This is a genomic window from Micromonospora tarensis, assembly GCF_016803395.1.
GTDB lineage: Bacteria > Actinomycetota > Actinomycetes > Mycobacteriales > Micromonosporaceae > Micromonospora > Micromonospora tarensis.
Genome location: NZ_JAEVHL010000198.1, coordinates 1 through 12,225 on the forward strand (window position 1 = coordinate 1; position 12,225 = coordinate 12,225).

Consider the following 12,225-nt stretch of genomic DNA (forward strand, 5'->3'; position numbering starts at 1 on the left):
CTGCGCCGCGGCGCGGGTGGTCGAGTCGGCGAAGTACGCGCCGAGCGGGCCCACCCGCATCGCCGCGCCGTTGCCGCACGAGCCCTGACCGTCGAAGGCGGACGCGGCGGCCAGCGGCCACGGGGTGCCGGTGCGGATCAGCCGCAGGATCAGCACCGCGCCGGCACCGTAGCCGCGCCGTGGGGTGCACCGAGCGGCGAAGGCCAGGGCCAGCCGGTCCCGGTTGATGCCGCCGGAGTCGGCCAGCTCGGCGAGGACCGAGCAGGCCATCTCGGTGTCGTCGGTCCACTCCCAGGGCGCCGGCGGCAGGGCGTCGGTGGCGAGATCCACCGGTTCCGACCCCGACACGGCGTACCGCTCGCCGAGCGCGTCGCCGGTGGAGAGACCGGCGAGGCTGTCCCGGGCGAGCGCCAGGCGGGCGTCGGCGAACAGGGTGAACGACATCGTCGTACCAGCTTGCCCGGTCCCCAGGCCCGTCGCAACGCGATCAACTTGCCAGGCCAAGTACGGTCTTGTCGTGGCCTCCGTGCTCCTGGTCGAAGACGATCACGTCGTACGCGGCGCGATGCTGCGGTCCCTCACCGACCGGGGGCATGCCGTGCACGCCGTGGGTACCGCGTTGGACGCGCTGCGTCGGGTGGCCGCTGAGACACCCGACCTGGTGGTGCTGGACCTCGGTCTGCCCGACCTGGACGGCTCGGACGCGCTGCGCATGCTGCGCGGCATCACCGACGTCCCGATCATCATCGCCACCGCCCGGGACGACGAGCAGTCGGTGGTCAAGCTGCTGCGCGCCGGCGCCGACGACTACATGGTCAAGCCGTTCACCGGGGCGCACCTGGACGCCCGGATCACCACCGTGCTGCGCCGGGCCGGTCGGGCCAGTCGGACGGTGCAGCCCGCGGTGCACAGCGTGGGCGGGCTACGGGTGGACGTCGGCGAGCGCAGCGCCCATCTCGACGGGGAGCCGTTGGCGCTGACCCGCAAGGAATTCGACCTGCTGGCGTATCTCGCCGCACGACCGGGGCGGGTAGTGTCCCGCCGGGAACTCTTGGAGGAGGTATGGCGGCAGCCATCGGTCGGCGAGGATCAGACCATCGACGTTCACCTGTACTGGCTCCGCAGAAAGATGGGCGAGTCCGCGGCGAAGCCGCGCTACCTGCGCACCGTGCGGGGGGTCGGGTTCCGGCTGGTGGCACCGGACTGAGGACGGCGCTGGCCCTGCTCACGGCCGGCATGTGCAGTCTCGTCGCGCTGGCGTTCCTCATCCCCCTCGGCCTCAGCCTGCGGGAGCAGAGCCGGGACGAGGCGATCGCCGACGCGGCCCGGCGCAGCGCGCTGGTGACCGGCGCGTTGGCGGTGAGCACCGATCCGGCGGTCGTCGAGCGGGCGTGGTGGCCAGCGCCGAGGGTGCGCCGACCCGGCCGGTGGTGCACGGGTTGGGGCTGGACGAGTCGGCCGGTCGGGCCAGCGGCAGCGACCTGGACCGGGCCCGCGCCGACCGCCGGTCGCTGGTCGTCGACGTCGACGGGGGTGTGGTCCGGCTCGACCCGGTGGTCCTCGGTGACCGGACGGCCGTGGTCGAGGTGTTCCTTCCGGATTCGACACTCGGCGAGGGTGCTGGCGGCACCTGGCTGCTGCTGTTCGCGGTCGGTGCGGCGATGGCCGGCGCGGCGGTGCTGGTGGTGGACCGGGTCGCTGCCCGCGCGGTGGACGCGACCCGGGGTCTGGTGCAGGCCGCGCTCGCCGTCGGCGACGGCGACCTGGGGGTACGCGTGGAGCCGACCGGTCCCCGCGAGCTGGCCGAGGCCGGGTACGCCTTCAACCGGATGGCCGACCGGTTGGACGCGGCCCGCACCGACGAGCGGGAGTTGGTGGCGGACCTGTCGCACCGGCTGCGTACCCCGTTGACGGTGCTGCGGTTGGACGCGGAGGCGTTGGAGTCCGACGACACCAGCGTGGGTTCGTTCAGTCCGGCGGAGTTGGACCGGCTGCGGGGCATCCGGCGGATCCGGCAGGCGATCGTCACCCTGGAGGGTGAGATCGACGTGCTGATCAAGACCACCCGCAAGGCGGTGGCGCACGAGGCCGGGCCGGCGATGTGCGACGTCAGCGAGGTGGTCCGGGACCGGATGGTGTTCTGGGCGGCGCTGGCCGGCGACCAGAACCGGTCGCACCGGGTGAACGGTGCCCAGTTCCGCATCCCGGCGCCGGTGCCGCGGGCCGAGTTGGCCGCCGCGCTGGACGCGGTGATCGGCAACGTCTTCCGCTACACCCCGCAGGGCACCGCGTTCGAGGTGGTGGTGTCCCGGCGCGACGGTTACGTGGCGATCCGCATCGACGACGCCGGCCCCGGTATCGCCAACCCGGACCGGGCGCTGCGCCGGGGCGCCAGTGACCAGGGCTCGACCGGGCTTGGTCTGGACATCGCCAAGCGGGTGGCGTTGCAGGCCAACGGTTCGGTGAGCATCGACCGGGCCCGGCTGGGCGGAGCCAGCGTGGTGATGCTGCTCGCCGACCCGGAGGCAACGCCCCGGCAGGTCAGTCGCTTCGGTCTGGTCGGCCGGATGGCGCGGGAGGCCCGGGAGACGAAGGCCAGCGGACGTCGCTGGCCCCGTCAGCGCCCCACCGACGACTGAGCGGACCGACCCGGTTGTGGGCCGGCGCAAGTCTTCCTTAGATCGCGGTTAACGACCGCGTCGAACCGGTCGCGGACTGACAGGATCACAGCGCGAACCCACCAGTTCCACCGGCCGACCGCACCACGCATTCCACGGCCGGTGGAGCCGCGCGCGCGGCGGGAGTTTCAGGTCCCCCCACACCCACGCTCCCGCCGCGCGCCCTGCTCCCCGGTCAGCCGACGACGGTGGCCAGGTACGCGTCGATCTCGGCGGTGATCCGCTGCTTGCCGGGGGCGTCGAGGAAGGACGCGGTCACCGCGTTGCGGGCCAGCCCGGCCAGACCCTCGGGGCCGACCCCGAGCAGGCGGGCCGCCACCGCGTACTCCTCGTTGAGGGTGGTGCCGAACATCGGCGGGTCGTCGGAGTTGATGGTGACCAGCAGACCAGCCTCGACCAGCTGGGGCAGCGGGTGCCCGTCGAGGTCGGCCACGGCCCGGGTCCGGACGTTCGACGTCGGGCAGATCTCCATCCCGATCCGCCGCTCGGCCAGGTACCCGAGCAGCTCGGGGTCCTGCGCGGCGGAGATGCCGTGCCCGATCCGCTCGGCGCCCAACTCGTTGAGGGCGTCCCAGATCGTCTGCGGGCCGGTGGTCTCCCCGGCGTGTGGCACCGAGCGCAGGCCGGCGGCGCGGGCCTGGTCGAAGTAGGGCCGGAACTGCGGCCGGGGTACGCCGATCTCCGGGCCGCCCAGGCCGAAGCTGACCAGCCCGTCCGGGCGCTCGTCCAGGGCGACGCGCAGCGTCTCCTCGGCGGCCGGCAGGCCGGCTTCGCCGGGGATGTCGAAGCACCAGCGCAGGTCCAGGCCGAAGTCGGCCAGGGCCCGCTTGCGGGCGTCCTCGATGGCCTCGCAGAACGCCGGCGCGGGGATGCCCCGACTGACGTGCGAGTACGGGGTGATGGTCAGCTCCGCGTAGCGGACCTGTTGGCGGGCCAGCTCCCGGGCCACCTCGTGGGTGAGGATCCAGACGTCCTCCGGGTCGCGGATGAGGTCCACCACGCTCAGGTAGACCTCGATGAAGTGCGCGAAGTCGCGGAACTCGAAGTAGGCGGCGAGCGCCTGCGGGTCGGCGGGCACCGGGGTGCGCCCCTCGTGCCGGGCGGCCAGTTCGGCGACGATCCGGGGCGAGGCGGAGCCGACGTGGTGCACGTGCAGCTCCGCCTTGGGCAGGCCGGCGATGAAGGTGGGCAGGTCGGTCACTTGTTCTCCTGAGCAGAGTCGCCGGTGTGGGCGACGACGAAGACGCGGCGGAACGGGAAGTACACCTGACCCTGCCGCACCGGGTACGCGGCGGTGAGCCGTACCCCCAGATCGGCCCGGAAGGCGTGCCAGCCGGCGGTGTCCAGCGCGGCCCGGACCGGACGCAGCGCGGTGCCCTCCATCCAGGTCAGCACCGGGTGCTCGGCGCCGGATCGGGCCGGAAGCAGGTGCAGGTAGGTAGTCTCCCAGGCGTCCACCGCGCAGCCGGCGGCGGTCAGCAACGCCGCGTAGTCGGCCGGGTCGTCGACCGGGTCGGCGCGCAGCAGCGGGGCCAGCTCGGCCCGCCAGGCCGGTTGGTCGGCGACCGCGCGCAGCGCCCGGTGTGACGGTGCGTCGAAGTTGCCGGGGACCTGTACCGCGAGCCACGCCCCGGCGGGCAGCTCGACGGCCCAGCGGCGCAGCAGCGCCTGGTGGTTGGGGACCCACTGGAGCGCGGCGTTGCTGACCACCACGTCCTCGTCACCTACCGGACGCCAGTCGCGCAGGTCGGCGACGGTGAAGTCGACGGGCGCGCCGAGGGCCTCGGCTCGCTCGATCATCTCGGGTGCGGAGTCGAGGCCGCGTACCCGGCTGGCCGGCCAGCGCTCGGCGAGGGTGGTGGTGAGCTGGCCGGGGCCGCAGCCGAGGTCGACCACCGCCCGGGGCCGCTCGGCCGGGATCCGGGCGACGAGGTCGTGGAACGGCCGGGACCGCTCGTCGCCGAAGCGCAGGTAGGTCGTCGGATCCCACATCGTCGCCCCCAAAACCGTACGGCCGTACTGCTACGGTACGGGCTCGTCTGGCCGGGCGGCAACCCGATCACTAGGCTCGGGGCATGGAACAGCGCAGCTTCAACCGGCTCGGCCGGACCGTTGGCGCGGTCGGCCTGGGCGCCTGGCAACTCGGCGCCGACTGGGGCACCGTCAGCGAAACCGACGCGATGGCGGTGCTCACCGCCGCCGTGGACGCCGGGGTCACCTTCCTCGACACCGCCGACGTGTACGGCGACGGCCGCAGCGAGCAGCTGATCGGCCGCTTCCTGCGCACCCGACCCGACGCCGGGCTGACCGTCGCGACCAAGATGGGCCGCCGCGTCGAGCAGCGGCCGGAGGCGTACACCCTGGCCAACTTCCGGCAGTGGACCGACCGGTCCCGGGCCAACCTGGGGATGGACACCCTGGACCTGGTCCAGCTGCACTGCCCGCCGACCGCCGTCTTCTCCTCCGACGAGGTCTTCGACGGCCTGGACACCCTGGTCGCCGAGAAGGCGATCGCCGGGTACGGGGTCAGCGTCGAGACCTGCGACCAGGCCCTCACCGCCATCGCCCGACCGGGCGTGGCCAGTGTCCAGATCATCCTGAACGCGGTGCGGCACAAGCCGCTGGAGCGCGTCCTGCCGGCGGCCTCGGCGGCCGGGGTCGGCATCATCGCCCGGGTGCCACTGGCCAGCGGCCTGCTCTCCGGCCGGTACGACGAGCACACCGAGTTCCCCGCCGACGACCACCGCAACTACAACCGGCACGGCGCGGCCTTCGACGTCGGTGAGACGTTCTCCGGAGTCGACTACGACCGGGGGCTGGCCGCCGTACGCCGGCTGGCGCCGCTGGTCGACGCGGACCGCACGATGGCGCAGTTCGCGCTGCGCTGGGTGCTGGACCAGGCCGGCGTCACAGTGGTCATCCCCGGTGCCCGCGACGCCGAGCAGGCCCGGCGCAACGCCGCGGCGGCGGACCTGTCACCGCTCACCGACGACCAACTGGCAGCCGTACGCGAGACCTACGACGAGCTGATCCGCCCGCAGGTGCACGACCGGTGGTGACCCGCGCACCCGGGGTGCTCGCGTCGCACCGTTCGGCCGGCGATGCTGGACAGCGGCGCGCCGCCCCGTGCGGCCGGGAGGGAACGCGATGAGGGGTTGGCTTCCGCTCACGCTCGGCCTGTTGGCCGTCGTGATCGGTGCGGTGTGGACGGTCCAGGGTCTCGGTTACGTGAGCGGCAGCCTGATGACCGACGAGAAGATCTGGGCGGTGGTCGGCCCGCTCGTGGCGCTCGCCGGGCTGGCGACGATCTGGCTCGGCCTGCGTTCGCGCCGCCGCCGCTGACCGGGGACCAGCAACGGGAGAAGCCCCGTATCCCTTCCGGGATACGGGGCTCCTCGCAAACGACCGCTTGCCGGATCGTCCCACTGGCCGGCGGGGGCCGGCCAGTTTCACTCAGATGGGACGGACCTGCTCAGCCTGCGGGCCCTTCTGACCCTGAGCGATCTCGAACTCCACCCGCTGGTTCTCCTCCAGCGAGCGGTAGCCGCTGGTCTGGATGGCCGAGAAGTGGACGAACACGTCAGCACCCCCACCATCGACGGTGATGAAGCCGAAGCCCTTGTCAGCGTTGAACCACTTCACGGTTCCCTGCGCCATGTGTATCTCCCTCTAAAAACTGGTGGCCGTGCACGCCGTCCGGCCGATTGGCCGTTTTCGAGCAGCGCTGCCTGAGGCGGCCCCACGAAGGAGACTTCTCTCAACCCACGCCATCTCGCAACAGCGTGGACCAGCAAATCACGTACCCAAAATATCTGTCACGACCTCTCCGACGAATTTCTCCGACATGTGACCTGACGGATGCCTGAGGTCCGCTGGGCGGCGTCCGACGCCAAGCGAAAGCCCCCTTCCCATCGATCTCGGAAGGGGGCTTGAACTCACTGGTCAGTCCGGCCAGCTGCCGGTCATCCGGCGGACGCCGACCGCGCCACCCCGGTCCACAGCGGCGCGGACCACCGCGAAGATCGCGCCCTGCAACGCCGCAGCGGCCAGGATCTCGCCCCAGCCGCGATCCTCGTCGGTCGCGTTGGGCGCCTCGCCGTCGCCGGCGGTGACCTTCCAGACCTGCCGGAAGATCGCCCCGGCCACCGTGCCCGCGGCGATACCCAACAGCACGCCGACCGGCCGGTACGCGACCCTGCTGATGCCCTTGCTCACCTACGCCTCCCCCGCACGATCATCAGTATCACCACGGTGGCCACCGCGCCGGCCGTGATGGCCGCCCACGGCACCGGGTGGCGTCGCACCAACTCGCCCTTGTCGTGCGCCTGGGCGCGCATCAGCCCGCCCTTCTCGTACGCCTGCGCGCGCGCCATCCCGGCGCCCCGCGCGGCCTGCCCGCGGACCCGGGCGACGGTCTGCGCCGCCTGCTCGCGCATCCGCTCCCTCGCCTGCCCGGCGGACTCCTTCAGACGCGCCTTGACGTCGGCCTTGGCGGCCAACGCCTCCATCGTCTCGCCCAGCTCGACCCGGGTGCGACGGATCTCCTCGCGGAGCGCCTCGGTGTCGCCCGTCCCGTTACCGGTCATTGCCGCCCCCTGTCCTTCACCGCGGCGGTGACGGTGTCCATGTCCGCCCGGAGGCTGCGGACGGTGGCCGTTGGCACGGGTGGGACCGCACGGCTGACCTGCTTCTTGCCCACCAGGGCGAGGATGCCGGCCAGCAGGAAACACGCCACCGCGATGATCAACGCGGCGGCCCAGGCCGGCAACACCAGGTCGAGCAGCAGAATCGCCGTGGCGACCAGCGCGCCCAGACCGAAGAACGCGAGCGCGCCGCCACCACCGAACAGGCCGATCCCGATGCCCGCGTGCTTGCCCTTCTGGGTCAACTCCGCTCGGGCCAGCGCCAGTTCGTCGCGCACGAGGCGGGAAACCTGCTCGGTGGCCCGCTGCACCAACTCGGCGGTGGAGGGCTCGCTCCCGTTGCGGGATGTGCGGGCGTTCGCCACGTCAGCCATGCTGTCCTCCTTTCCTCATCACCGCGCTGTATGCCCGGAGTCGCCGCCCGTCAATCCTAAAGCGCGGCAAGCAGCCGATTGTCTCGGTTGTCCGCACGCCGCGCCGCTGATCCGGCGGCCGGTGCCGCGATCGGTGCAGAGACGTCCGGCAGCAGATCCCCCACCCAAGCCCGACCAAACCTCCCACCCCACCCCAGCCTTCCACTCCGGCCTCCAACCCGGTCGATCATGAAGTTCTCGCCGCGACGCCGGGCGGAAGGGCAACAGCGTTCATGATCGACGCAACGGGTGGGGGTCAGGGGCGGGTTTCTTCGGGGCCCACGAAGGCTTCGCTGCGGGCGTCGCCGTCGTCGCTGCCGCCGAAGACCCGGGCGTCGTCGGGTGCCCGGGTGTCGGAGCGGCGGGCCGGCCGCCTCGGCTGGACCCACTGCCAGGGCAGGTCGCTGGTGGAGTCGCCGAGTTCGGTACGCACCCGGGGCATCGCGGTCGGGCGGGTGTCCCGGATCCAGGCGACCAGGTGCTCACGGACCAGGCAGCGCAGGTCCCACAGGCTGCCCGCGTCGGCGGCGCTGACCAACGCCCGCAGTTTCACCAGCCCGCCGGTGGCGTCGGTGACCTGGAGCACGCAGACCCGCCCGTCCCACAGCTCGGTGCCCTCGACCAGGCGGCGCAGCTCCTCGCGCATGGTCTGCACCGGCACCGCCCAGTCCACGTCGAACTCGGCGGTGCCGAGCACCGCCGCCTCGGTGCGGGTCCAGTTCTGGAACGGCTTGCTGGTGAAGTACGAGGTCGGCAGGATCAGCCGGCGGTCGTCCCAGATCTGCACCACGACGTAGCTGAGGGTCAGCTCCTCGATCCGACCCCACTCCCCCTCGACGACGACCACGTCGTCGAGCCGGACGGCGTCGCTGAAGGCGAGTTGGAGGCCGGCGAACACGTTGCCGAGCAGGCTCTGCGCGGCGAGCGCGGCCACCACACCGACCACACCGGCGGAGGTCAGCACACCGGCGCCGATGCCCCGCACGCTGGGGAACGTCATCAGCATCACGCCGACGGTCAGGATGACGATCACCGCGATGGTCAGCCGGCGCAGCATCACCACCTGGGTGCGTACCCGCCGGGCGTGCCGGTTGTCCGGTACGTCGACCCGGAACCGGGCCAGCGCGGTGTCCTCCACCACGATCAGCAGGGCGGCGACCAGCCAGGCGGTGGTGGCGATGACGCCGAGGATGAGCAGGTGCAACAGCAGTTGGCGCCACCCCTCGCCGACCGCGTATCCGGTGCTGAACCGGACCGCGAACTGCACGGCGAGGACCGTCCCGACGACCTGGAACGGACGGTGCGCGTGCTCGGTCAGCTCCGTCATCAACAACGACCGGCGGCCGAACCGCCGCGTCAACCGGTGGACGAGCTCGACCAGGAAGAGCGCGACCGCCGCCGCGACGAGCGCGGCGACGGCCGTTTCGAGATAGTTCTGCACGGCTTCGGTGCTTCCCTTCGTCCAGACGTCGGCACTCCGGGCAAAAGCCCAAGGGTGCCCGACGTCCTCGAAATCGACCAGCTCAGACCTTGCGGTACCGGGACTGGAGGAAGCAGTAGACGCCGAAGGCGGCGATACCCAGGGCGACCAGGGTCAGCAGGAACGTGCCGTACGACTGCTCACCCAGGGTGTGCAGGGCGGCGTCCAGACCTCGGGCCTTCTCCGGGTCGTAGTTCACCGCCGCCACGATGATCAGCAGACCGGCGATGCCGTACGCGACGCCCTTGGCGACGTAGCCGGCGATGCCGAGGCGACGGGCCAACCGGCGGGTCTTCGGGCTCATCTCGCCGGTCTTCAGGTGCTTCTCGAACCTCTTGCGGATGCCGTAGATCACCAGGCCGACGCCGATCACGGCGAGCACCACCCCGGCCAGGCCGACCAGCCAGCGACCGCCGCTGGAGGTCATCAGCTTGCCGGTCAGCGCCTCCTGCTGGTCGGCGCTGTTCGACGAGGCGTCCTTGAAGACCTTGAACGCGGTCCAGGCGAAGTAGAGGTAGACGACGGCGCGGCCGGCCGAGGCCAGCCGTTCCACGGCCCGCTCCCGGCCCCGCTCGGCGCGGTGCCCGACCGCCGCCTCCAGCGCCTGCCAGATCGCCATCGCGAGCAGGCCGACGCCGACGGCGATGACCAGGAACTTACCCAGGGGCTGTGCGGAGAGGGTACGCAGCGCGCCGGACTGGTCGCCGTCGTCGGACGACGTGCCGAACGCGATCTGCAACGCCAACCAGGCGAAGAGCAGGTGCAGGATGCCGTAGCCGATGAAGCCGGCCCGGGCGAGGAGTTCCAGCCACCGGCTGTCCGCCGTGCGGGAGGCGGTGGCTTCGGCGCTACGGGTGAGTGACATGGCGTCACAATCTCCGATTCGGAAGATTCCCAAACGTCGGCCACCGCCGCCCGGCCTGGTCAGTTGCCCGGGTTGCGGGAAACGCGGATCTTGACCTGTTGGTCGGTGACGCTGTCCAGGGTCACCGCGAAGCCGCCGGCCTCGGTGGCCTGCTGCCCGGTGGTCAGGGTGAGCTGTTCGCCGGCGACCTCGACGGTCACCTGGTCGCCCTCGGCGCCGACCAGCTTGGCCTCGACGCCCAGGATGGTGGCGCTCGCGTCGACACCCCGCTCGAAGGTGACAGTGCAGGCGTCCAGCCCGCAGTCGGTGGACGCGCCCTGGGAACTACAGCCGGCGAGCACGGCGAGGCCGAGCGCCAGACCGGCGAAGAGCCCGGCGGCGCGGCGGATAGGGGAAGGGGGAAGGGTGGCGGGTCGGTTCGTCACCTCGCCAAGGGTACGAGACGTCCGCGACGCCCAGGCAACTGTGAACCCGCGGAGCACCCCGGTTAGGGTCCGGGACATGCCCTTCGACATCGCCCGCACCCGGGCCGCCTACCCCGCCCTGACCGAGGGTTTCGTGCATCTCGACGGCGCTGGAGGAACCCAGACCGCGGCGGGTGTGATCGACGCGGTCACCGACGCCATGCGCACGGCCGTCGGCAACCGCAGCGCCGCCAACGTGCCGGGCCGCCGGTCGTTGGAGCTGGTGGCCGAGGCCCGCTCGGCGGTGGCCGACCTGCTCGGTGCCGACCCGGCCGGGGTGGTGCTCGGCCCGAGTGCCACCGCGCTGATATACACCCTGGCCCGCACGCTCGGCGCGACCTGGCGCCCGGGTGACGAGGTGGTGCTCTCCCGGCTCGACCACGACGCGAACGTGCGGCCGTGGGTGCAGGCCGCCGAGGCGGCCGGCGCGACGGTGCGCTGGGCCGAGGTCGACCGGCACACCGGCGAACTGCCCGCGGCCCAGTACGCCGACCTGGTCGGTGAGCGGACCCGGCTGGTCGCGGTGACCGCCGGCAGCAACGCCATCGGCACCATGCCGGACGTGCCGGCGATCGCCAAGATCGCGCACGCGGTCGGCGCGTTGGTCTGCGTGGACGGGGTGCACTCGGTTCCGCACGGGCCGACGACCTGACCTCGCTCGGCGCGGACGTGCTGGTCACCAGCGCGTACAAGTGGTCCGGGCCGCACCTGGCGGCGATGGTGGCCGACCCGGCCCGGTGGGCGGCGCTGCGCCCGGCGAAGCTGGTGCCGTCCGCCGACGCGGTGCCGGACCGGTTCGAGTACGGCACACCCAGTTTCCCGCTGCTGGCCGGGGTGGCGCCGCGGTGGATCACCTCGCGGCGTTGGACCCGGACGCGGTCGGGGACCGGCGGGCGCGGCTGCGGGCCGGCCTGGCCGCCGCGCGGGCGCACGAGGAGGCGCTGCTGGACCGGCTGCTCGCCGGGCTGGCGCGGCGACCCGCGATCACCGTCTACGGCTCGCCAACCCGGCGCTGCCCGACGGTCTCGTTCCGGGTCGGCGGGATGTCGCCGGCCGCCACCCAGGAGGCGTTGGGCGCCGCCGGCCTCTGCCTCTCCGTCGGTGACTACTACGCCTTCGAGTACTTCCAACTCATGGGTCTGCGCGACAGCGGCGGCGCGGTGCGGGCCAGCATCTACCACTACAACACCGCCGACGAGGTGGACCGCTTGCTCGCCGAACTGGACGTGCTGACCGACGCCCCGGGGAGAATGGCCGGATGAGCACCCTGGTCGAGGACAACCCGGCGAAGCGCCGCTTCGAGATCCTGGTCGACGACGCGCTGGCCGGCTTCACCGCCTACCTGCCGCGCGGGGAGGTCCTGGTCTTCACGCACACCGAGGTGGACCGGGGCTTCCAGGGCAAGGGGGTGGGCGGCGCGCTGATCCGGGGCACCCTGGACCAGCTGCGCACTCGCGGCACCACTGTGGTGCCGCAGTGCCCCTTCATGGCCGCGTTCATCGACAAGCACCCCGAGTACGCCGACCTGGTCGCCGACCTGCCGTAGCCCGGGTTCGGTCAGCGGGCGCCGGTCAGCGGGCGCCGGTCAGCGGGCGCCGGTCAGCACCTCGGCGGCGGCCCGGCCACTGGCCCGGGTGGCGCCGTGGGTGGCCAGGTGCACCGCCCCGGTGACCAGCTCGGGC

The 12,225-nt window shown here is 72.4% G+C and carries 15 protein-coding genes and 1 pseudogene; 6 read left to right on the top strand and 10 right to left on the bottom strand.

All coding sequences use genetic code 11. The features are described from left to right. A partial coding sequence (locus tag JM949_RS27235) for an ADP-ribosylglycohydrolase family protein (RefSeq protein WP_203151089.1) occupies positions 1–444 on the bottom strand: 444 nt, incomplete at its 3' end. Positions 445–517: 73 nt separating this feature from the next. On the opposite strand from JM949_RS27235, the gene JM949_RS27240 reads away from it, so the two are divergent. Continuing rightward, on the top strand, positions 518–1,207 hold the full coding sequence (locus JM949_RS27240; RefSeq protein ID WP_203151090.1) for a response regulator transcription factor: 690 nt from the start codon (positions 518–520) through the stop codon (positions 1,205–1,207). A 370-nt stretch (positions 1,208–1,577) separates the two neighbouring features. Continuing rightward, positions 1,578–2,639, top strand: a complete 1,062-nt coding sequence (locus JM949_RS27245) for a HAMP domain-containing sensor histidine kinase (RefSeq protein WP_407664832.1) — start codon at positions 1,578–1,580, stop codon at positions 2,637–2,639. Positions 2,640–2,853: 214 nt separating this feature from the next. On the opposite strand, the gene JM949_RS27250 is transcribed toward JM949_RS27245, so the two are convergent. Continuing rightward, complete coding sequence (locus JM949_RS27250) at positions 2,854–3,879, bottom strand: adenosine deaminase (RefSeq protein ID WP_203151091.1); 1,026 nt, start codon at positions 3,877–3,879, stop codon at positions 2,854–2,856. Next, entirely contained in the window at positions 3,876–4,670 is a 795-nt protein-coding gene (locus JM949_RS27255) for a trans-aconitate 2-methyltransferase (protein WP_203151092.1), read from the bottom strand. Before JM949_RS27255 ends, JM949_RS27250 begins: the two co-directional genes overlap by 4 nt. An 83-nt stretch (positions 4,671–4,753) precedes the next feature. On the opposite strand from JM949_RS27255, the gene JM949_RS27260 reads away from it, so the two are divergent. Beyond that, on the top strand, positions 4,754–5,737 hold the full coding sequence (locus JM949_RS27260; RefSeq protein ID WP_203151093.1) for an aldo/keto reductase: 984 nt from the start codon (positions 4,754–4,756) through the stop codon (positions 5,735–5,737). Positions 5,738–5,825: 88 nt separating this feature from the next. Next, positions 5,826–6,020 (top strand): hypothetical protein, encoded by a 195-nt coding sequence (locus tag JM949_RS27265; protein ID WP_203151094.1) that lies wholly within the window; start codon positions 5,826–5,828, stop codon positions 6,018–6,020. Between the two features lie 111 nt (positions 6,021–6,131). Here the strand turns inward: JM949_RS27265 and JM949_RS27270 are convergent, their stop codons facing one another. From JM949_RS27270 to JM949_RS27300, 7 genes are all read right to left on the bottom strand, one after another. Further along, a complete protein-coding gene (locus JM949_RS27270) occupies positions 6,132–6,335 on the bottom strand; it encodes a cold-shock protein (protein ID WP_030338233.1) in 204 nt (67 codons plus the stop codon). Positions 6,336–6,620: 285 nt separating this feature from the next. Next, positions 6,621–6,893 (bottom strand): DUF4235 domain-containing protein, encoded by a 273-nt coding sequence (locus tag JM949_RS27275; protein WP_203151095.1) that lies wholly within the window; start codon positions 6,891–6,893, stop codon positions 6,621–6,623. After that, positions 6,890–7,264, bottom strand: a complete 375-nt coding sequence (locus JM949_RS27280) for a DUF3618 domain-containing protein (RefSeq protein WP_203151096.1) — start codon at positions 7,262–7,264, stop codon at positions 6,890–6,892. Before JM949_RS27280 ends, JM949_RS27275 begins: the two co-directional genes overlap by 4 nt. Further along, positions 7,261–7,695 (bottom strand): phage holin family protein, encoded by a 435-nt coding sequence (locus JM949_RS27285; protein WP_203151097.1) that lies wholly within the window; start codon positions 7,693–7,695, stop codon positions 7,261–7,263. Before JM949_RS27285 ends, JM949_RS27280 begins: the two co-directional genes overlap by 4 nt. 295 nt (positions 7,696–7,990) lie before the next feature. Next, the gene (locus tag JM949_RS27290) at positions 7,991–9,175 is read right to left on the bottom strand and encodes a mechanosensitive ion channel family protein (protein WP_203151098.1); all 1,185 of its coding nucleotides are present in this window, start codon (positions 9,173–9,175) and stop codon (positions 7,991–7,993) included. An 82-nt stretch (positions 9,176–9,257) separates the two neighbouring features. After that, positions 9,258–10,079, bottom strand: a complete 822-nt coding sequence (locus JM949_RS27295; RefSeq protein ID WP_203151099.1) for a DUF1206 domain-containing protein — start codon at positions 10,077–10,079, stop codon at positions 9,258–9,260. A 59-nt stretch (positions 10,080–10,138) separates the two neighbouring features. Continuing rightward, positions 10,139–10,504 carry a hypothetical protein gene (locus JM949_RS27300; RefSeq protein WP_203151100.1) on the bottom strand — a complete coding sequence of 122 codons (366 nt, stop codon included), beginning with the start codon at positions 10,502–10,504 and terminating at the stop codon, positions 10,139–10,141. Positions 10,505–10,580: 76 nt separating this feature from the next. Here JM949_RS27300 and JM949_RS27305 point away from each other — a divergent pair. Together JM949_RS27305 and JM949_RS27310 are read left to right on the top strand one after the other, a co-directional pair. Then, positions 10,581–11,805, top strand: a pseudogene (locus JM949_RS27305) (cysteine desulfurase-like protein). Further along, positions 11,802–12,089: a GNAT family N-acetyltransferase gene (locus tag JM949_RS27310; RefSeq protein ID WP_203151101.1), complete on the top strand. Its 288-nt coding sequence runs from the start codon at positions 11,802–11,804 to the stop codon at positions 12,087–12,089. The pseudogene JM949_RS27305 and the gene JM949_RS27310 overlap by 4 nt, the downstream one beginning before the upstream one ends. The last annotated feature ends 136 nt before the right edge of the window (positions 12,090–12,225 follow it).